This is a genomic window from Kribbella amoyensis, from assembly GCF_007828865.1.
Taxonomy (GTDB): domain Bacteria; phylum Actinomycetota; class Actinomycetes; order Propionibacteriales; family Kribbellaceae; genus Kribbella; species Kribbella amoyensis.
On record NZ_VIVK01000001.1, the window covers coordinates 4,907,432 to 4,928,165 of the forward strand.

16 protein-coding genes and 1 pseudogene are annotated in these 20,734 nt (G+C 70.4%); 15 read left to right on the plus strand and 2 right to left on the minus strand.

The window, feature by feature from the left end; all coding sequences use genetic code 11:
- Positions 1-48: 48 nt before the first annotated feature.
- The 9 genes and pseudogenes from FB561_RS23010 to ftsZ form a co-directional block, all read left to right on the plus strand.
- The gene (locus FB561_RS23010) at positions 49-1,578 is read left to right on the plus strand and encodes a UDP-N-acetylmuramoyl-L-alanyl-D-glutamate--2,6-diaminopimelate ligase (protein WP_238334992.1); all 1,530 of its coding nucleotides are present in this window, start codon (positions 49-51) and stop codon (positions 1,576-1,578) included.
- Complete coding sequence (locus FB561_RS23015) at positions 1,575-2,969, plus strand: UDP-N-acetylmuramoyl-tripeptide--D-alanyl-D-alanine ligase (protein WP_145810072.1); 1,395 nt, start codon at positions 1,575-1,577, stop codon at positions 2,967-2,969. The genes FB561_RS23010 and FB561_RS23015 overlap by 4 nt, the downstream gene beginning before the upstream one ends.
- Positions 2,966-4,057, plus strand: a complete 1,092-nt coding sequence (gene mraY, locus FB561_RS23020) for a phospho-N-acetylmuramoyl-pentapeptide-transferase (RefSeq protein WP_145810074.1) — start codon at positions 2,966-2,968, stop codon at positions 4,055-4,057. Before FB561_RS23015 ends, mraY begins: the two co-directional genes overlap by 4 nt.
- Entirely contained in the window at positions 4,042-5,499 is a 1,458-nt protein-coding gene (gene murD / locus FB561_RS23025; protein ID WP_420371346.1) for a UDP-N-acetylmuramoyl-L-alanine--D-glutamate ligase, read from the plus strand. Before mraY ends, murD begins: the two co-directional genes overlap by 16 nt.
- Before the next feature lie 4 nt (positions 5,500-5,503).
- A complete protein-coding gene (ftsW, locus tag FB561_RS23030) occupies positions 5,504-6,781 on the plus strand; it encodes a putative lipid II flippase FtsW (protein WP_145810079.1) in 1,278 nt (425 codons plus the stop codon).
- A 5-nt stretch (positions 6,782-6,786) separates the two neighbouring features.
- Complete coding sequence (gene murG, locus FB561_RS23035) at positions 6,787-7,875, plus strand: undecaprenyldiphospho-muramoylpentapeptide beta-N-acetylglucosaminyltransferase (protein ID WP_145810082.1); 1,089 nt, start codon at positions 6,787-6,789, stop codon at positions 7,873-7,875.
- A complete protein-coding gene (gene murC / locus FB561_RS23040; protein WP_145810084.1) occupies positions 7,872-9,311 on the plus strand; it encodes a UDP-N-acetylmuramate--L-alanine ligase in 1,440 nt (479 codons plus the stop codon). Before murG ends, murC begins: the two co-directional genes overlap by 4 nt.
- A gap of 13 nt (positions 9,312-9,324) precedes the next feature.
- Entirely contained in the window at positions 9,325-10,086 is a 762-nt protein-coding gene (locus FB561_RS23045; RefSeq protein WP_145810087.1) for a cell division protein FtsQ/DivIB, read from the plus strand.
- A 187-nt stretch (positions 10,087-10,273) separates the two neighbouring features.
- A pseudogene (gene ftsZ, locus FB561_RS38755) lies at positions 10,274-11,296 on the plus strand (cell division protein FtsZ); the annotation flags it as partial.
- Between the two features lie 803 nt (positions 11,297-12,099).
- Here the strand turns inward: ftsZ and FB561_RS23055 are convergent.
- Positions 12,100-12,633, minus strand: a complete 534-nt coding sequence (locus FB561_RS23055; protein WP_145810092.1) for an ArsR/SmtB family transcription factor — start codon at positions 12,631-12,633, stop codon at positions 12,100-12,102.
- Between the two features lie 58 nt (positions 12,634-12,691).
- Between FB561_RS23055 and FB561_RS23060 the strand changes: the two genes are divergently transcribed.
- The 6 genes from FB561_RS23060 to FB561_RS23085 all read left to right on the plus strand — a co-directional run bounded on the left by FB561_RS23060 (position 12,692) and on the right by FB561_RS23085 (position 17,175).
- Positions 12,692-13,663, plus strand: coding sequence for a S41 family peptidase (locus FB561_RS23060; protein WP_145810094.1), 972 nt, complete (start codon positions 12,692-12,694; stop codon positions 13,661-13,663).
- Positions 13,664-13,737: 74 nt separating this feature from the next.
- Complete coding sequence (locus FB561_RS23065; protein ID WP_145810097.1) at positions 13,738-14,478, plus strand: purine nucleoside phosphorylase YfiH/LACC1 family protein; 741 nt, start codon at positions 13,738-13,740, stop codon at positions 14,476-14,478.
- Positions 14,475-15,203 carry a YggS family pyridoxal phosphate-dependent enzyme gene (locus FB561_RS23070; RefSeq protein WP_238334993.1) on the plus strand — a complete coding sequence of 243 codons (729 nt, stop codon included), beginning with the start codon at positions 14,475-14,477 and terminating at the stop codon, positions 15,201-15,203. Before FB561_RS23065 ends, FB561_RS23070 begins: the two co-directional genes overlap by 4 nt.
- A gap of 70 nt (positions 15,204-15,273) precedes the next feature.
- Positions 15,274-15,861, plus strand: coding sequence for a cell division protein SepF (locus tag FB561_RS23075; protein ID WP_145810099.1), 588 nt, complete (start codon positions 15,274-15,276; stop codon positions 15,859-15,861).
- Positions 15,862-15,898: 37 nt separating this feature from the next.
- Positions 15,899-16,204 carry a YggT family protein gene (locus FB561_RS23080; protein WP_145810101.1) on the plus strand — a complete coding sequence of 102 codons (306 nt, stop codon included), beginning with the start codon at positions 15,899-15,901 and terminating at the stop codon, positions 16,202-16,204.
- 206 nt (positions 16,205-16,410) lie between these two features.
- The gene (locus FB561_RS23085; RefSeq protein WP_145810103.1) at positions 16,411-17,175 is read left to right on the plus strand and encodes a DivIVA domain-containing protein; all 765 of its coding nucleotides are present in this window, start codon (positions 16,411-16,413) and stop codon (positions 17,173-17,175) included.
- Positions 17,176-17,384: 209 nt separating this feature from the next.
- Here FB561_RS23085 and ileS read toward each other — a convergent pair whose 3' ends face one another.
- The gene (ileS, locus tag FB561_RS23090; protein WP_145810106.1) at positions 17,385-20,564 is read right to left on the minus strand and encodes an isoleucine--tRNA ligase; all 3,180 of its coding nucleotides are present in this window, start codon (positions 20,562-20,564) and stop codon (positions 17,385-17,387) included.
- Positions 20,565-20,734 lie beyond the last annotated feature (170 nt).

Here is a 20,734-nt window from a genome sequence, read left to right on the forward strand (position 1 = left end):
GAGGGTCAGGTAGGTGTCACAGGGTCCGGAGCGGTAGCCTCTGGGGCCGTGTCCAACCCCATTGCCGCAGGCGGCGCCGTTGCCGCGATCAGGCCGCGGCACACCGTACCGGTCGCGCTCGCCGACCTCGCTGAAGCCGCGGGAGCCAAGGTTCCCGCGGCCATCGGTGCCGTCGCCGTGACCGGTGTCTCGCTCGACTCACGGTCGATCCTTCCGGGTGACCTGTACGCCGCGCTCCCGGGTGCCGTCACCCACGGAGCCGCGTTCGTCGCCGGTGCCGCGGCGTCCGGCGCGGTCGCGGTCCTGACCGATCCCGAGGGCGAGGAGCGGGCCCGGTCCGCCGGGCTGCCGGTCCTCGTGGTCGCCGATCCCCGGCGCGTCCTCGGCGCGGTCGCGGCGAAGGTGTACGGCGAACCGACCAGCGAGCTCCACCTGCTCGGCGTCACCGGGACGAACGGCAAGACCACCACGACGTTCCTGCTCGACTCCGTCCTGCGCGAACTCGGCAAGGCGGCGCTGGTCGGCACGATCGAGACCCGGATCGGCGACCAGGTCGTGAAGAGCGCGATGACGACGCCGGAGGCGACCGACCTGCAGGCGCTGTTCGCGGTGATGCGCGAGCAGGCCGTCGGCTGGTGCGCGATGGAGGTGTCGAGCCACGCGCTCGCCAAGGGCCGGGTGGACGGCGCCCGGTACGCCGTGGCCGGGTTCACCAACCTGAGCCAGGACCACCTGGATTTCCACAAGACGTTCGAGGAGTACTTCGCCGCGAAGGCGTCGTTGTTCACCCCGCAGCGGTGTGATCTGGCCGTGGTGTCGATCGACGACGAGTACGGCCGCCGGCTGGCCGCGCAGACCGTCGTCCCGCTGGTCACCGTGTCGACGACCGGTGAAGCGGACTGGACCGTCACCGGTACGCACCAGTCGGAGCACGGCAGCACCGTGATCGACATCCAGGGTCCGGGGGAGACGCTGACGGTCGAGATCGTGCTGCCCGGCGATTTCAACGTGGCCAACGCGCTGCTCGCGGTGGCGATGCTGCGGCAGCTCGACGTCCCGGCGGACAAGATCGCCGCGGGGCTGCGGACCGCGCGGGTCCCCGGCCGGATGGAGACGTTCCTCGGCGCGGACGGGCTCGCCGTGATCGTCGACTTCGCGCACACCCCGGACGCGGTCGAGCTGGCGTTGCGCGCCGCCCGCGGGACGACGAAGGGCCGGTTGTACGCCGTCGTCGGCTGCGGCGGCGACCGCGACCCGTGGAAGCGGCCCGCGATGGGCGCGGCCGCGGCCCGGACGGCCGACGCGGTGATCGTCACCGACGACAACCCACGCAGCGAGGACCCGGCGGCGATCCGCGCCGCCGCCCTCGAAGGAGCCCGGGCAGCGGTCCCGGCCGCGGACCTGCGCGAGGTCGGTGACCGGCGGGCGGCGATCCGGACCGCGATCGAGCTGGCCGGTCCGGGCGACACCGTCGTCGTGCTGGGTAAAGGCCATGAGACAGGGCAGGACGTCGGCGGTGTGATCCACCCGTTCGACGATCGCGAGACCGTACGTGAGTTGCTGGAGGAGTCCCGGTGATCGGAGTCAGTTGCGGCCAGATCGCCGCGGCCGTGGGCGGTGAGCTGGCCGGTGTCGAACCGGCCGCCGTCGTCGACGCCGCGGTGGTGCGGGATTCGCGCGAGATCGTCCCCGGGGGTCTGTTCGTCGCCCTCCCCGGGGAACACGTCGACGGGCACGACTTCGTCCCCGCGGTGACGGCGGCCGGTGCGACCGTCTCGCTGACCACCCGGCCGGTCGACGGTTGTCCCTGCATCGTCGTCGCGGACACCCAGGCGGCGCTCGGCGAGCTGGCCCGGTTCGTGGTCGCGCAGCTGCCCGACCTGACCGTGATCGGGCTGACCGGGTCGCAGGGCAAGACCAGTACCAAGGACCTGATCGCCCAGCTGGTCCGCCCGTACGGCGCGACGGTGGCGCCGGAGGGCTCGTTCAACAACGAGCTCGGGCACCCGCTGACCGCGTTGCAGGCGGACCGCGAGACCCGGTTCCTGGTCGCCGAGATGGGTGCGCGGAACCGTGGCGACGTCGCCTACCTGTGCCGGATCACGCCGCCGAAGGTCGGCCTGGTGCTGAACGTCGGCCACTCCCACATCGGTAAGTTCGGCAGCCAGGACGCGATCGCGCAGGCCAAGGGCGAGATGATCGAGAACGTCCGGCCCGGCGGGACCGCGATCCTGAACGCCGACGATCCCCGGGTCGTCGCGATGGCGAGCCGGACCGAGCAGCGGATCCTCACCTTCGGCGAGGCGGCGGGCGCCGACGTCCGGGCGTCCGACCTGGCCCTCGACGCCGAGGGGCGGCCGAGCTTCACCCTGCATGTCGGCGAATTCAGCAGCCGGATCCAGCTGCAGCTGATCGGCGAGCACCACGTCGCCAACGCGCTCGCCGCGGCCGCGGTCGCCCTCGCCGTCGGGCTGACCCCTGAGCAGCTCGCCGACGGGCTGAACTCGGCCGGCCGGATCTCGCAGGCGCGGATGGAGCTGATCGAGCGGTCCGACGGCGTGACCGTGATCAACGACGCCTACAACGCCAACCCCGAGTCGATGCGGGCCGCCCTGAAGGCGCTGATCGCGATCGGCCGGGCCCGCGAGGCACGGACCTGGGCCGTCCTCGGCGAGATGCTCGAGCTCGGCGACACCAGCAGCGAAGAGCACGACGCGGTCGGCCGGCTCGCGGTCCGCCTCGACGTGAATCGGCTGATCGCGGTCGGCGAGGGCGCCAAACCGATCCACCTCGGCGCGTCCCTGGAGGGCTCGTGGGGCAACGAATCGGCGTACGTCCCCACCATCGACGAGGCGCTGGAACTGCTCCGCAAGGAGTTGCGCAGCGGTGACGTGGTCCTGGTGAAGTCGTCGAAGGCGGCGCGGCTGCGAAGTCTGGCCGACGCGCTGGTCGAGGAGGACGCGCAGTGATCTCGATCCTGTTCGCGGGCGCCGTGTCGATGGTGCTGACGCTGCTCGGTACCCGGCTGGCGATCAACGTGCTGGCCCGGCGCGGCTACGGCCAGGAGATCCGCGACGACGGCCCGACCTCGCACCACACCAAACGCGGCACGCCGACGATGGGCGGCACCGTGTTCATCATGGCCACGATCATCGGGTACTTCGCGGCCAAGCTGTTCACCTGGGCGCTCGGCGGCGGGACCCCACCGAGCGCGTCGGCCCTGCTGGTGCTGTTCCTGTTCGCCGGGATGGGCGCGGTCGGCTTCCTGGACGACTTCATCAAGATCTTCCGGCAGCGCAGCCTGGGCCTGCGGAGCAAGGCCAAGCTGGCCGGTCAGACGATGGTCGCGGTGGTCTTCGCGGTGCTCGCGCTGCAGTTCCCGGACGAGCGCGGCCAGAGCCCGGCGTCGCCGTTCATCTCGTTCATCCGCGACATCAACTGGCTGCACCTGTGGCCGGTGCTCGTGGTGATCTGGATCCTGCTGCTGATCGCCGGCATGTCGAACGGCGTCAACCTGGCCGACGGCCTGGACGGGCTGGCCACCGGCGCGTCGATGATGGTGTTCGGCGCGTACACGCTGATCTGCATCTGGCAGTTCAACCAGAGCTGCGCGACCGCGCCGGGATCCAAGTGTTACGAGGTCCGCGATCCACTCGACCTGGCCGTGGTGGCCGCCGCCCTCACCGGGGCGTTGTTCGGCTTCCTGTGGTGGAACGCGTCGCCGGCGAAGATCTTCATGGGTGACACCGGGTCGCTGTCGCTGGGCGGCGCGGTGGCCGGCTTCGGCGTGATGACCCGGACCGAGCTGCTGGTGCTGCTGCTGGGCGGCCTGTTCGTCATCATCACCGCCTCGGTCATCCTCCAGGTCAGCTGGTTCAAGATCACCAAGCGGACCGGCGGAGTGGGTAAACGCCTGTTCCGGATGGCGCCGCTGCAGCACCACTTCGAGATGCTCGGCTGGGAACAGGTCAACGTCGTGATCCGGTTCTGGATCGTCTCGGGTCTGTGCGTCGCCACCGGCCTCGGTCTGTTCTACGCGGAATGGGTGGCCGGATGAGCCTCGAGACACGGACCGCCGACGGCTGGGCGACGACCCGGTTCGTCGTGCTCGGTTTCGGCACCGCGGGCTACGCGTGCGCCGATTCGCTGCTGCAGGCGGGCGCGGAGTACGTGGTGGTCCTGGACGACCGGGACAACGAGCAGTTGCGGGAGAAGGCGCAGATCCTCGAGACGCTCGGCGCGGAGCTCCGGCTCGGCCCGGGGAGTACGGCGGGGCTGCCCGAGGGGACCGAGGTCGTCGTCACCTCGCCCGGGATCCCGCCGTACGCCCCGTTGCTGGCCGCCGCGGCCGCCAGCGGGCTGCCGATCTGGAGCGAGATCGAGCTGGCCTGGCGGCTGCGTGACCCGGCGACCGCGGCCCCGTGGCTGTGCGTCACCGGGACCAACGGCAAGACCACCACGGTGCAGATGCTGACCGCGATCCTGCAGGCCGCGGGCCACCGTGCCGTTGCCGCGGGCAACGTCGGGCTGCCGCTGCTGGAGGCGGTGATGGACCCCGAACCGTACGACGTGATCGCGGTCGAGCTGTCGTCGTACCAGCTGCACTTCACCGACTCGATGTCGGCGCACTCGGCCGCCGTCCTCAACATCGCGCCCGACCACGTCGACTGGCACGGCTCGCTGGAGGCGTACGTCAAGGACAAGGGCCGGATCTACGAGAACTGCCAGGTAGCCTGCGTGTACAACGTCGCCGACCCGGCCACCGAGCAGCTGGTGATGGACGCGGAGGTGATCGAGGGCTGCCGCGCGATCGGCTTCACCCTCGGGACTCCCGGGATGTCGATGGTGGGCCTGGTCGACGAGCTGTTGGTGGACCGCGCATTCGTCGAGCAGCGGGCCTCGTCCGCGTTGGAGCTGGCCTCGATCGACGACGTCACGCCCCCTGCCCCGCACAACGTGGCCAACGCGCTCGCCGCTGCCGCGCTGGCAAGGGCGTTCGACGTCCCGGCGACCGCGGTCCGCGACGGGCTGCGCGGGTTCCGGCCGGACGCGCACCGGATCGCGCACGTCGCGGAAGTTGCCGGGGTCAACTACGTGGACGACTCGAAGGCGACGAACCCGCACGCGGCGCAGGCGTCCTTGCTCGCGTACGAGCACGTGGTGTGGATCGCCGGCGGCCAGGCGAAGGGGGCCACGTTCGACGACCTGGTCACGGCCGCCCGTGGCCGGTTGCGCGGCGTGGTCCTGCTCGGCCAGGACAAGCAGGTGATCGCCGAAGCTCTTGCCCGACACGCGCCCGATGTCCCGGTGATCACTGTCGAGGCAACGGACACTGGTGCCATGCAGACCGTGGTGGGGGAGGCGACGAAGCTGGCACAGCAGGGCGACACCGTGCTGCTCGCGCCGGGCTGCGCGTCCTGGGACATGTTCGCCAACTACGGAGCCCGCGGAGACGCCTTCGCCGCAGCCGTCCACCGGCTGGGCGACGCCCAGGGGTGATCGGGTGACCTCGATCGCGGACGGGCCGGAGCAGAAGACCAGTACCGAGCGCACCTGGCTCGTCGCGCTGCGCAACCTGCTGGACCGCCCGCTCACGTCGTACCACCTGGTGCTGGGCGCGACCGGGCTGCTGATGATCCTCGGCCTGCTGATGGTGCTGTCCGCGTCCAGCGTGCTGTCGTACAAGGTCAACCACGGCAACCAGTACGCGATCTTCTACCGGCAGCTGATCTGGGTCGGCGTCGGGCTGCCGATGGCCTACGTCGCGTCCCGGATGACGCCGCGGCACTTCCGGATGCTCGCGTACGTCGCGCTGCTCGGGTCGGTGTTCCTGCTCGTCCTCACCTACGTGCCGGCACTGGGCAAGAACGTCAACGGCAACACGAACTGGCTGACCTTCGGCGGTCCGCTGCAGATCCAGCCGAGCGAGTTCGCCAAGCTGGCGCTGGTGATGTGGTGCGCGGACCTGTACGCGCGCAAACAGAAGCTGCTCACCCAGTGGAAGCACCTGCTGGTCCCGATGGTCCCGGTCTGCGGTCTGGTGATCGCGCTGATCGTCGGCCAGCACGACCTGGGCACGTCGCTGGTGCTGATGGCCGTGATGATCGGGATGATCTGGGTCGTCGGCGCGCCCACCCGGTTGTTCGTCGGCACGATGATCGTGGTCAGCGCGATCGCGGCGTACTTCGTCACCACCGCACAGCACCGGATGGACCGGGTCCAGTCGTTCATGAACCCGTTCGCCGACCCGGGCGGCGTCGGCTGGCAGGCGTACCACGCGTTCTACGCGCTCTCCACCGGTGGCTGGTGGGGTGTCGGGATCGGCAACAGCCGGCAGAAATGGGGCAACCTGCCCGAGGCGCACACCGACTTCATCTTCGCGGTGATCGGTGAGGAGCTCGGGCTGATCGGCTCGCTCACCGTGCTCGGCCTGTTCCTCACCCTCGCCTACGCCGGGGTCCGGATCGCGACCCGGACCACGGAGCCGTTCGTCCGGTACTGCGCGGCTGGGATCACCGTCTGGATCATGGCCCAGACGCTGGTCAACCTGGGCGCCGTGATCGGACTGCTACCGATCGTGGGGATCCCGCTGCCGCTTTTGTCGTACGGTGGGTCCGCACTGCTGCCGACCCTGATCGCGGTCGGCATGCTGCTGTCCTTCGCGAAGGCCGAGCCCGGCGCGCAGGCCGCCCTGAAGGAGACCCGGCGGCCGTTGTTCGGGTGGATGTCGTCGTGGCGTACGCCTGGCCCTACCGGCCGTGAGACCACGCGGGAGCGTTGAGAGCTGTGCCCAGCATCGTCCTGGCCGGTGGAGGTACCGCCGGCCACACCTCACCCCTGATCGCCACCGCCGACGCGCTGCGCCGGATCGACCCGACGATCGAGATCGTCGCCGTCGGGACCGAGCGCGGCCTGGAGACCAAGGTCGTGCCCGAGGCCGGGTACCGGCTGGAGCTGATCCCGCCGGTCCCGCTGCCGCGCAAGCCGACGCCGGCCCTGTTCGCCGTCCCGGGCAAGATGCTCGCCTCGGTGAGCGCCGCCCGGAAGGTGCTCGACGAGGCCAAGGCCGACGTCCTGGTCGGATTCGGCGGGTACGTCTCGACTCCGGCGTACGTCGCGGCCTGGCGGCGGAAGACGCCGATCGTCGTGCACGAGGGCAACGCGGTCCCGGGCATCGCGAACAAGTTCGCCGCGAAGTACTGCACCGAGCACGTCGCCGTGTCGTTCCCCGGGACCGACCTGCCGCACGCGTCGTACGTCGGGCTGCCGATCCGCCGCGCCATCTCCACCCTCGACCGGGCCGCGGCCCGGGCCGAGGCGCGGCAGTTCTTCGGCCTCGACCCGGACGCCCCGACGCTGTTCGTGACCGGCGGATCACAGGGTGCGCAGCAGTTGAACGAGGCGTTCGCCGGTGCTGCCGCGGATCTGCAGGCGGCCGGGGTTCAGGTCTTGCACGCGATCGGCCCGAAGAACACGCTGGAGGTTCAGCAGACGGGGCCGTTGCCGTACGTGGTGCTGTCGTACGTCGACCGGATGGATCTCGCGTACGCGGCGGCCGACCTGGCGGTTTGCCGATCGGGGGCGAACACGGTGACCGAGGTCTCGGGGGTGGGCTTGCCTGCCATCTACGTGCCGCTGCCGCACGGCAACGGCGAGCAACGCCTGAACGCGAAACCGGTGGTCGACGCCGGCGGCGGCCTGCTGGTCGACAACGCCGAGGTGACGCCGGACTGGGTTCGCGCCACCGTGCCGCAACTTCTGCACGACCCGGTGCGTCTGTCCAGCATGTCCGCAGCAGCACAGGGCGTCATCCGTACAGATGCCGACGACCGGTTGGCGCAGATCGTCCTCGATGTGGTGAGGTCTGGTTCGTGATCGTCACCGCCCCTGAAACGACCCTGCCCGCCGAGAAGCTGGGCAGGGTCCACTTCGTCGGAATCGGCGGCGCCGGGATGTCCGGCATCGCCCGCATCATGGCCTCCCGCGGGATCGAGGTGTCCGGCTCGGACGCCAAGGACGGCAAGGTGCTGTCCGCACTCCGGGCCCTCGGCGCCACCTGCTGGGTCGGCCACGCCGCCGAGCACGTGCAGGACGTGGACACCGTGGTCGTCTCCACGGCCATCCGCGAGACGAACCCCGAGGTCGTCGCCGCCCAGGCCGCCGGGATCCCGATCCTGCCGCGCGCGGCCGCGCTCGCCTCGGTGATGGTGGGCCGCCGGACCCTGGCGGTCGCCGGGACGCACGGCAAGACCACGACCACCTCGATGCTGACCGTCGCGCTGCAGCACTGCGCGGCCGACCCGTCGTACGCGATCGGCGGCAACCTGAACGAGTCGGGCTCGAACGCCCACGACGGGACCGGTGACCTCTTCGTCGCCGAGGCGGACGAGTCGGACAAGTCGTTCCTGACGTACTCCCCGGTCGTGTCGATCGTCACGTCGGTCGAGCCGGACCACCTGGACAACTACGGCGACGAGGCGAGCTACCGGAAGGCCTTCGAGGACTTCTGCGGCCGCGTCCAGCCGGGTGGGTTCATGGTGATCTGCCACGACGACGCCGGCGCCCGGCAGCTGGCCGAGTACGCCCGCAAGCGTGGCCTCGACGTCCGGACGTACGGCGAGTCGGCGGACGCGGACCTGCGGGTCACCGAGATCACCGCGACCGGGGCCACGCAGAGCTTCGTCCCGGTGTACCGGGGCCGCAAGCTGCCCGTGGTCCAGTTGCAGCAGGCGGGCAAGCACAACGCGCTGAACGCCTCGGCCGCGTTGATGGTCGGGCTCGGGCTCGGGTTCTCCGCGGCCGACCTGGCCGAGGGGCTCGCGTCGTTCACCGGGACCGGCCGGCGGTTCGAGTTCAAGGGCCTCGAGGACGGCGTCCGGGTGTTCGACTCGTACGCGCACCACCCGACCGAGCTCGCCGTGGACCTCACCGCGGCACGTCAGGTCGCGGGGGAGGGCCGCGTGATCGCGTGCTTCCAGCCGCACCTGTTCAGCCGGACCAGGATCTTCGCCGCGGAGTTCTCCGAGGCGCTGGCGCTGGCCGACGAGGTCGTGGTGATGGACGTGTTCGCGGCCCGCGAGGACCCCGAACCAGGGATCACCGGCGCCCTGATCGCGAACCACGTGCCGCTGAAGCCCGATCAGGTCCGGTTCGAGCCGTCCTGGTCCGCGGTACCGCGGGTGGTCGCCGATCTCGCCCTGCCGGGCGACCTGGTGGTCACCCTCGGGGCCGGTGACGTGACGTTGATCGGGCCCGAGGTGGTCGGGTTGCTGGCCGAGCGGGCCGCGGTGAACGCCGCCCTGATCGAGTGAGCCCGGGGCCGGAATGAGTCAGCGCGGTGGGGGAGCGGACGCGAGCGGCGACCTGGCGAGGGCTCAGGAGCGGTTCGCGCGCCGGCAGCGGCTGGTGCGCTGGCGGGCCTGGCTGCCGTGGGCGATCGGCGGGTTCCTGCTGCTGGCCGGCGGGATCACGGTGTGGCTGTTCTACTTCTCCTCGGCGCTGGCCGTCACAGGCGTCCGGGTGACCGGGGCCGAAACGGTGCCCACGGCAACGGTTACGCAAGTGGCCGACGCGCCGCTGGGGACCCCGCTGGCCAAGGTCGACCTGAACGCGATCGCGGGCCGGGTCCGGACCATCCCGGCGGTGGCCGACGCCCAGGTGACCAGGGCGTGGCCGCACCAGCTGGTGATCGTGGTGACCGAGCGGGTCCCGGTGGTGGTGGTCACCGACGGCAGTTCGTACGAGCTGGTGGACGCGACCGGGGTCTCGTTCCGCAGTGTGCCGGAGCGGCCGGAGGGCCTGCCGGAGGCGCTGGTGGTGGGCTCGCGGCGCGATGTCACGATCCGTTCGGTGGTCACCGTGTCGGCCGCGTTGCCGGCCGGGCTGCGCTCCGAAGTACGGTCGATCTCGGCCAGCTCACCGGACTCGATCACCCTCAACCTCCCGTCCGGGGTGAGGGTCGTGTGGGGCAGCTCCGATGACAGCGCGCGCAAGGCCGAGGTACTCAGCGTGCTGATGCGGCGGGACGCGAAGGTGTACGACGTGTCGGCGCCCGATCTCCCTGTCACCAAAGGGGAAAAGAAGTAGCAGGACACATCCCGGGACACGGCGGCGAGTCGCTTGGACTCGGCCCGAAGACGTCCCGTAGCGTGCGACGTAATCTAAAGTTGACATAAGTCTAAGCATCCACTTGAGGTTCAGTCTTTTCGCTGGAACTTTCGCTGGACACGGCCAATTGGTCACAACGGGACAGAACGAGGCGAGAGGCGCGGACGTGGCGGCACCGCAGAACTACCTGGCACTCATCAAGGTCGTCGGCATCGGCGGCGGCGGCGTGAACGCCGTCAACCGGATGATCGAGCACGGGTTGAAGGGCGTTGAGTTCATCGCCATCAACACCGACGCCCAGGCGCTGCTGATGAGCGACGCGGACGTCAAGCTCGACATCGGCCGCGAGGAGACCCGTGGCCTCGGCGCGGGGGCGAACCCGGCGATCGGGCAGAAGGCCGCGGAGGACCACGCGGAGGAGATCGAGGAGGCGCTGAAGGGCGCCGACATGGTCTTCGTCACCGCGGGCGAGGGCGGCGGCACGGGCACCGGTGGTGCGCCGGTGGTGGCCCGGATCGCCCGGTCCCTCGGCGCGCTGACGATCGGTGTGGTGACCCGGCCGTTCTCCTTCGAGGGCAAGCGCCGGGCGACCCAGGCCGAGGACGGCATCAGCACCCTCCGCGAGGAGGTCGACACGCTGATCGTGATCCCGAACGACCGGCTGCTGACGATCTCGGACCGCGCGGTCTCGGTGCTGGACGCCTTCAAGCAGGCCGACCAGGTGCTGCTGCAAGGTGTTTCCGGCATCACCGACCTGATCACCACGCCCGGCCTGATCAACGTGGACTTCGCCGACGTCAAGGCGGTGATGTCCAACGCGGGCTCCGCGCTGATGGGCATCGGCTCGTCCCGGGGCGAGGACCGCGCCGTCGCGGCGGCCGAGGCGGCCATCTCCTCACCGTTGCTTGAGGCAAGTATCGAGGGCGCGCACGGCGTCCTGCTCTCGATCGCCGGCGGCTCCGACCTGGGCCTGTTCGAGATCAACGAAGCGGCCCAGCTGGTCTCGGAGTCCGCGCACAGCGACGCCAACATCATCTTCGGCGCCGTGATCGACGACGCCCTCGGCGACGAGGTGCGGGTGACGGTCATCGCGGCAGGCTTCGACGGCGGCATGCCCAAGCGCCGCGAGCAGGCGATGAACAGCGCCCGCCCCCAGCAGCAACAACGCCCACCGGCGGCCGACCCGGCTCCACGCCCGGACAACGGCCAGTACTCGGTCCAGATGCACCAGCAGCAGGCCCCACCGAGCACCCCGCCTGCGGCCGCGCCGGGCCCGGCCGCGACTCCGGCAACCTCGGCGACCCCGCCGCAGGTCTCCCCGGTTCCGTCGACCAGCCAGCCGGCGGCACCGACAACCGGTACTCCGGGAACGCCTTCGACCGGTGCGCCGGGCGCAGGCACGCCATCGACGGCCCCGGCCGCGTCGACCCCGGCGCCTCAGCCGGTCACACCGCAGACGGGCAACGGCCAGGTGACCCAGGGCCAGTTCGGCACCCAGCCGCCGACCGACGACACGGTCCCGGTCCCCACCCCGACCGAACCCCGCTCCGGCGCGGGCACGACCAATTCGGCCCGCCCCCAGCCGGGCGAGGTCCGCACCCCACCGAGCAACCCGGCCCCGTACTCCAACCCGACGCCGGCCCGCCCACCCCGCAAGCAAGAACCAGAAGAAGACCTGGACATTCCAGACTTCCTGAAGTGACCCCCAGCACCCCCGGCCCAACCACCGGGGGTGCTGCATGTCTGGCGCGGGCGGACCTGCACCACTCACCAATCCCGGGCACCCCGCCCGTCCCAGGCGTGCGAAGCGCCGAAGACCACCTCTCAGCAGAGGTTGGTGGGTGCTGCGCGTCCGCCCCGACCTCGGCCGCGAGCTCGCTCGGGTTCCCAGCCGAGGACCACCTACGGCACAGGCAGGGGCACGCAGTACGTGGCTGAGCACCCCAGCACGCTGGGGGTACCAGGTGGGTGTGGCGTGAGTCGGCCGGCGGGTCAGCTCGGGGGAGTGCCTGGCTCCGCCTGATGGGGGCGGTAGACGGAGACGACCACGCCGTAGCGGGCCTCGCCTGCGCCCGCGTCGGTCAGGCCGGTGACCAGGTCGTCCAGCCGTGCGGCCAACTCGGTTGCTTGGTGTTCGGTGAGGCGGAGGTTGCGGACGTTGACGAGGGGCTTGCCTGAGGCCGTTTCGAGGTCTGCCGCGACGGCCTGCAGCGCGACAGTCGTATTTGCGCGCGCGCCCTCGCCGGAGAAGATGAACTTGCGGGCCGTTCGGCGGTAGTACTGCTCCGTCCCGCCTCGGACCTGCTTCGTGGCGACTACGCGCACCATGCCTGCGTCGCGTAGTACGCCGAGGTGGTGGTTGATGTTGCCTTTTGCTGTGCCGAGGGTGGTGGCGAGTTGGCTGATCGTCGCCGGTTCTTGGCCCAGCGCGAACAGAAGGCGGTGCCGGAGCGGATGCGCCAGCGCTTTGAACTGAGCCGCCGACGAGACCTCGTACTGCTCCGCCGACTCCGCGTTCTCGGTCATGGGATCAAGCGTCAAGAACTATTGACGCTTTGTCAAACCGCGTGCTTCACTCGCCACCATGCGCACCGACGAGATCAGAACCATCACCGACCGGCTGGCCGCCTTGGTGGCCGTGCACTACGTCTTCCCCGAAGTCGGCCAGAAAGTCGCCGCTCGGTTGGCCGCGGCATCGGCGGCCGGCCGGTACGACGAGCTCACCGAGCCCGAGCAGCTGGCCGAGCGGGTGACCGCCGACCTGCAGGAGGGGAACCTCGACAAGCACCTGCGCCTGAAGTACAACCGCGAGGAGGTGCCGGACGAGGCGGATCCGGCCGCCGAGGAGGCGTACTGGCTCGGGCAGGCCAGGCTGCACGCCGGCGGGATGGCCCGGGCCGAACGGCTGCCCGGCAACATCGGCGTGCTCGAGATCCGGCCGATCCTCTACCCGCCGCAGCACGCCGCCCCGGCCGTGTCCGCGGCCATGTCGTTGCTCTCGGCAACCTATGCGTTGATCGTCGACCTGCGTGGCTGCATCGGCGGCTCCCCGGACCAGGTCGCGTACCTCTGCAGCCATCTGGTCGGCTCCGAACCGGTCCACCTCAACGACCTCGTCACTCCCGCCGACGGCACGGTCCGCCAGTTCTGGACGACGCCCGCCCTGCCGGGTCCGCGGTACGGCGGGACGAAGCCGATCTGGGTCCTGACGAGCGCGGCGACGTTCTCGGGCGGCGAGGAGCTGGCGTACAACCTCCAGACACTCGGCCGCGCCACCGTCGTCGGCGAACGCACCGGCGGCGGCGCCCATCCCCGTCGCGGCTTCAGCCTCCACCCCAACCTCGAAGCCACCATCCCGGTCCAACGCTCCATCAACCCCCTCACCGGCACCAACTGGGAGGGGGTTGGTGTCTGGCCGCAGGTGGATGTCGCGGCCGCTGACGCCTTCGACGAGGCGCGCCGGCGTGCGGTCGAGTACGTGCTCGCGCTTCCCCCCGGTTCGGGGCGCAGCGCGGCGGCCGACGAGCTGAGGCCCGTCGCTGCGCTGCGGGGATGAGCGGGTTCGCGGCGAGTTCGGTCACTTACCGGGCCGCCGCGCTGCCGGATGCCGTGCCTGGGTAGATTTCAGGTGTGCTCGGCTACGACGAGGTTCTCGACAAAGTCCGGTTCGCGTTCACCGACCGGTACGGCGGCGTCAGCGCGGAGCCGTACGGCGAACTGAACCTGGGCAGCGCGGCCGGTGACGAGGCGGACGCGATCGCGGAGAACTTCCGCCGGGTCGGCGAGGAGTTCGGTGTCGGTCCGGAGGCCGTGATCCGGGTCAGTCAGGTGCACGGCCGCGCGGTCCACGTGGTCCGGCCCGGCGACGACCTCCCGGTCCGCCCGCAGCCGTCGGCCGACGCGATCGTGACGACGCGGACCGATGTCGTGCTCTGCGTTCGCGGGGCCGACTGCCTCCCGGTCTTGCTCGCGGATCCGGTCAACGGCGTGATCGGGGCAGCGCACTGCGGTCGCCCCGGCCTGTACGCCGGCGTGGTGCCGGCCGCTGTGGACGCGATGCGTGCCCTCGGGGCCGAGGCGATCACCGCCGTCCTCGGTCCGTACGCGTGTGGCCGTTGCTACGAGGTACCGGCCGAGATGCGCGCCGAAGTCGCCGAGCGGGTGCCGGCGTCGTACGCCGAGACGAGCTGGGGTACTCCGTCGATCGACGTGGCCGCCGGCGTGATCGCGCAGCTCGGCGAGCTCGGCGAGCTCGGGGTCGCGGTGGTCGACGCGACCACGTGCACGATCGAGTCGAAGGACGTCTACTCATACCGGCGTGAGGGCCAGGTGAGCGGCCGGCACGCCGGTCTGGTCAGGCTGTACCCGTGAACGATGCCGGCGTGACGACGCGCGAGGACGAGCTGCGCGACAACCTGCGGCTGGTCCGTGAGCGGATCCAGGCGGCCTGTACGGCGGCCGGGCGGCCCGCGGACGACGTGACCCTCGTCGCGATCACCAAAACCTTCCCCATCAGCGACGTACGGGCGCTGGCGGCGCTCGGAGTGCGGGACCTCGGCGAGAACCGCGAGCAGGAACTCAAGGCGAAGGCGCCGGACTGCCAGGACGTCACGTGGCACTTCGTCGGGCAGCTGCAGACCAACAAGGCGCGCTCGGTGGTCCGCCATGCCGCGGTCGTCCACTCGGTGGATCGGGCGTCGCTGGTCGCCGCGTTGTCGAAGGCCGCGGTCGCCGAGGAGCGCGTCGTCCGCTGCCTGCTGCAGGTGAGCCTGGCTTCGTTCGGGCCCCGGGACGCCGCGACCGGGCGCGCCCGAGGCGGCGTGGAACCGGAGGATGTGGCGGAGCTGGCGGCCGGCGTCGCGGCCGCGGACGGGTTGGAGCTCGGCGGGGTGATGGCCGTCGCGCCGCTCGGTGGTGACCCCGGCGAGGCGTTCGCCGGCCTGCGTGAAGTAGCCTCGCGGCTACGCTCCGAACATGCCGGTGCCGACTGGATCTCGGCCGGGATGAGCGGCGATCTGGACGCCGCGATCAGGCACGGGGCGACACACGTTCGGCTCGGGCGCGCATTACTCGGAACGCGTCCCCCTCTGGGCTAGTGTCAACTGCGAGCAGGTTTCCGACCGGCTCGCTGTCGGCGTAGAAACCGGATCGAAGGGCTGGAGGGCCATGAGCGGCGCGTTGCGCAAGATGGGTGTGTACCTCGGCTTGGTCGAGGACGGCGAGCGCTACAACGCGCGCTACGACGACGAGTACGACGACTACGACGACTATGACGACGAAGTGGTCGACGGGGAGTCCCAGGAGACCGAGCCGGCCCGCGACCCGCGGGACACGCGCGACCGCGACGGCCGCGAGCGTGAGAATCGCGACAGTCGTGACAATCGCGACAGTCGTGACGCCCGCGACGAGCAGGTGGGCACGGTCTCCAAGTTTCCAGAACGGCGTGGAGTCGTACCGTCCCCGGAGGTTACCGAGTTGGCCCGCATCACCACCGTGCACCCGCGCAGCTACAACGAGGCGCGCGTCATCGGTGAGCACTTCCGCGACGGCACGCCCGTCATCATGAACCTGACCGAGATGGACCACGCCGACGCCAAGCGGCTGGTCGACTTCGCGGCCGGACTGATCTTCTGCTGCCGTGGTTCGATCGAACGGATCACCACGAAGGTTTTCCTCGTCTGCCCGCCGAACGTCTCGGTGGCCGCCGAGGAGAAGGAGAAGATCGCCGCGGACGGTTTCTACAACCAGAGCTGACCGGTGACTTTTCCGGCCCTCTACACTCTTCCCTGACATGGTTGCTCTCGCGCTGGTCCTCAGTGTTCTCAGCTGGGTGTTGCTCGCCTTCTTCCTGATTCTGGTGGCGCGCTTCGTCCTCAGCCTGATCGTCATGTTCGCACCGCAGTGGCACCCCAAGGGGCCGTTGCTGCTGTTGTTCGAACTGGTCTACTCGGTCACGGATCCTTTCCTGCGGCCGCTCCGGCGCATCCTGCCCCCGATCGGGGCCGGCGGCATCCGGATCGATCTGTCCATGCTGATGTTGTTCGTCCTCGTCTCGCTGGCGATGTCGATCAACTCGACCGCGCTCAGGTCGCTGTGAACCGGACCGAACCCGGTGACCGGCGGCGGAGTCGGAGCTTGATGGACCCGCGGAAGGGGTAGGAAGGACCCGAACACGGGGAGACGGGGATCGTTATCGCCCGCCCGGATTCCGTCACAACACAACGAAGCGATAACGTGATCTACTGAGTCGCCGAGGTGAAGGCCACGGGGACTCCGCCAAGACACAGACAAACGAGGTGAAAGATGCCGCTGACGCCGGATGACGTCCGCTCGAAGCAATTCACGCCCGTCCGATTGCGGGAGGGCTACGACGTCACTGAGGTCGACTCCTTCCTCGACGAGGTCGAAGCCGAGCTCGAGCGCCTCCTCGCGGAGAACGAGGAGTTGCGCGCGAAGCTCGCGGCGGCGCAGCGCGCTGGTGCGGGGCAGCAGCAGGAACGGCCGGTCGACCAGACCGCCGCGCTGCCGCCCGTGGTGCAACAGCCCAAGCCCGCTCCGATCGTCGAGAAGCCCGAGGAGAAGCCGCCCGTCGCACCGGCTGTAGCGGCCGCGGGGGCTGCTGCGGCAGCTGGAACCGTTGGTGACGCGTCCAGCTCCGCGGTCCGGCTGCTGGAGATGGCCACCAAGCACTCCGACGACCTGGTCCAGGAGGCGAAGGACACCGCCGACAAGATCATCGGCGAGGCCCGCGCCAAGGCGGAGCGGCTGGAGAACGAGGCCCGCGGCAAGGCCGACCGGATGACCGGTGAGGCCCGTGCCCGCGCCGAGAAGCTCGACGGCGAGATCGCCGAGCGGCGCGCGCAGATGCTCGGCACCCTGGAGAAGCAGAAGGGTCAGCTCGAGCGCACGATCGACGACCTGCACGCCTACGAGCGCGAGTACCGCAGCCGCCTGAAGACGTACTTCACCGAGCAGCTCAAGGCGCTCGGCAACGGCGACGACACGCTCAGCCCGCGCAACGGCTTCCGCCCGGAGGCCCGCGCCCAGGCCCACGGTCACGGCGTGTAGGACAACACCTCGGACTTGGAGGCGGTGCTTTCCGGCGGCACCGCCTCTTCGTCATGTCCGGGAACTTCTGACTGACCGTCCTACCGGAGTCACACACTGTCAGTGACGAGTCCGGGGACTGGTCAGCCCGAAGATTGACCGAAGCCGAACGGAGCAACGCAGCGGGGCCCGAGCCTGAACCCCAGGCCGGGCCCCGCTGCGTTGACCGGTCAGGCCGTGGTGGCGGCCTTGGTGAGCCAGTAGGTCAGGCCGAGTTCCTCGTCGGTCCCGGTGGCCAGGCCGTCGGTGTCGGCCGGGGCCGCCGGGGTGAGGCTGGTGGCCAGCACCTCGCGGGCCACGTCGTCGGCGTGCTTGCCGAGGGCGTCGGCGAGCTCGGCGTCGGTGGCGTCGAGCCAGACGTCGATCCGGTCGGAGACCTCCAGCCCGGCGTTCTTGCGGGCCTCCTGCAGGGTCCGGACCACCTCGCGGGCCAGACCGGCCTGCTTGAGCTCCGGGGTCACCTCGAGGTCGAGCGCGACCGTCTCGCCCTGCTCGTTGACCACCGACCAGCCTTCCCGCGGCCGCTCGGAGAGCACCACCTCGTCGGCGCCGACCTCGACGTTCTCGCCGTCGACCACCACGGTCGCCGTACCGCCGGCCTTGAAGGCAGCCGCCAGCTCCGCCGCGTTCGCGGCCGCGATCGCCTTGGCGACCACCGGCGTCTGCTTGCCGAACCGCTTGCCGAGCTCGCGGAAGTTGCCCTTGGCCGAGTGCTCGACCAGGTCGGCGCCGGCGGACGACAGCGGCTCGACCGAACCGACGTTCAGCTCGTCGGCGATCTCCCGCAGCAGCTCGCCGGACAGGTCCGCGATCGCGGCCGAGCCGACCAGCGCCCGGCTCAGCGGCTGCCGGGTCCGGACCTTCGCCTCGGCCCGGGCCGACCGGCCCAGCTCGACGACCCGGCGGGCCATCGACACGTGCGTCGCCAGCGTGTCGTCGATCAACGCCGCGTCGTACTTCGGGAACTCGGCCAGGTGCACCGACTCCGGCAGCCCGGGCGTGACCGGGCGGAACACGTCCTGCCAGACCCGCTCGGTGACGAACGGGGTGAGCGGCGCCATCAGCCGGGTCAGGACCTCGAGCGTCTCGTGCAGCGTCGCCAGCGCACCGGCGTCACCCGCCCAGAACCGGCGGCGGGAGCGGCGGACGTACCAGTTCGACAGCACGTCGACGAAGCTGCCGATGACGGCGCCCAGCCTCTGCGTGTCGTACGTGGCGTACGCGTCGTCGGCGTCCCGGACCAGCCGGTGCGTCTCGCTGACCAGCCAGCGGTCCAGCACCGACCGCTCGGCGACCGGCGGCACGTCGGCCGGGTCCCAGTCGGCGAGCCGGGCGTACAGGGCGTGGAAGGCGACCGTGTTCCAGTAGGTCAGCAGCACCTTCCGGACGATCTCGTTCAGCACGTTCGGGCCGATGCCGCGCGCCTTCCACGGCGAGCCGGAGCAGGCCATGAACCAGCGCACCGCGTCCGCGCTGTGCGCGTCCATCAGCGAGATCGGCTCGAGGATGTTGCCCAGGTGCTTGGACATCTTCCTGCCGTCCTCGGCCAGGATGTGGCCCAGGCAGACGACGTTGCGGTACGACGACTCGTCGAAGACCAGCGTGCCGATCGCCATCAGCGTGTAGAACCAGCCCCGGGTCTGGTCGATCGCCTCGGAGATGAAGTCGGCCGGGTACGCCTTCTCGAACCGCTCCTTGGACCCCTCGACCCACGGGTAGCCCCACTGTGCGAACGGCATCGAGCCCGAGTCGTACCAGGCGTCGATCACGTCGGCGACCCGGTGCGACTCGCCGCCACAGGTCGGGCAGGCGAAGGTGATGTCGTCGACGAACGGGCGGTGCGGGTCGGTCGCGCTGACGTCCCGGCCGGCCAGCTCGCTCAGCTCGGCCAGCGAACCGACGCAGACCTGGTGGTCCTCACCGCAGCGCCAGATCGGCAACGGTGTACCCCAGTAGCGGGAGCGGGAGACGGCCCAGTCGATGTTGTTGCGCAGCCAGTCGCCGTAGCGGCCCCACTTCACCGACTCCGGGAACCAGTTGGTCTTCTCGTTCTCGCGGAGCAGCGCGTCCTTGACCTGGGTGGTGCGGATGTACCAGGACGGGAGCGCGTAGTACATGACCGGGGTGTGGCAGCGCCAGCAGTGCGGGTACGGGTGCTCGTACGGCACGTGCCGGAACAGCACACCGCGAGCGCCGAGGTCCTTGACCAGGTCCTCGTCCGCCTTCTTGAAGAATTGGCCGCCGACCAGGTCCAGGTCCGCGTCGAACCGGCCGTCCGGGCCGACCGGCTTGACCACGGGCAGCCCGTACGCCCGGCAGACCAGCAGGTCGTCGGCGCCGAACGCGGGGGACTGGTGGACCAGACCGGTGCCGTCCTCGGTGGTGACGTACTCGGCCAGCACGACGAAGTGGGCCGGCTCGTCGAACGGGACGAGCTCGAACGGGCGCTGGTACGTCCACCGCTCCATCTCGCGGCCGGCGTACTCGTCCGTCACGGTCCAGCCCTCGCCCAGCGTGCCGAGCAGCGGCTTCGCGACGACCAGCGACTCGGTGCCGTCGGTGGCGACCACGTACTCCACGTCCGGGTGTACGGCGACCGCGGTGTTGGACACCAGGGTCCACGGGGTCGTCGTCCAGACCAGCAGCGACGCCTGACCGGCCAGCGGACCCGAGGTGAGCGGGAACCGCACGTACACCGACGGATCGACGACCGTCTCGTACCCCTGGGCGAGCTCGTGGTCGGACAGCCCGGTGCCGCAGCGCGGGCAGTACGGCGTGATCCGGTAGTCCTCGACCAGCAGGCCCTTGTCGTGGATCTGCTTCAGCGACCACCAGACGGACTCGACGTACTGCGGGTCCATCGTCCGGTACGGGTGGTCCATGTTCACCCAGTAGCCCATCCGGGTGGTCAGGTCGGCGAAGGCGTCCACGTGCCGCAGCACGGACTCACGGCACTTCGCGTTGAACTCGGCGATGCCGTACGCCTCGATGTCGTTCTTGCCGCTGAAGCCGAGCTCCTTCTCGACCGCGACCTCGACCGGCAGGCCGTGGCAGTCCCAGCCGGCCTTGCGCTCGACCGAGAAGCCCTTCATGGTCCGGTAGCGCGGGAAGACGTCCTTGAAGACGCGGGCCTCGATGTGGTGGGTGCCCGGCATGCCGTTGGCGGTCGGCGGACCCTCGAAGAAGGTCCACGGCGTCCCGCCGGCCGACTGCTCGAGACTCTTGGCGAAGGTGTCGTGGGTGTCCCAGAGCGTGAGCACCTCACGCTCGATCGCGGGCAGGTCGACCTGGGCCGGGACCTGCTGCCACGGGGTGCTGGGCCCGCTGGAAGTACTGGGGCTGTCCGCCATTGTTCCGTCGTCCTTCGTCGCTGCTGCCGGACGAAGGGACGAGGCGCCGGCGACGTCGCCGGGCTCCGCGGTACCACCCTCCTTGGTGACCGGGGGTCACCCACTTCGTTGTGCTCCGCGGCCGGGTCTAGTGAGTCCGCTGCGGGACCGTTCTTCCGGCGGCTCCGGGG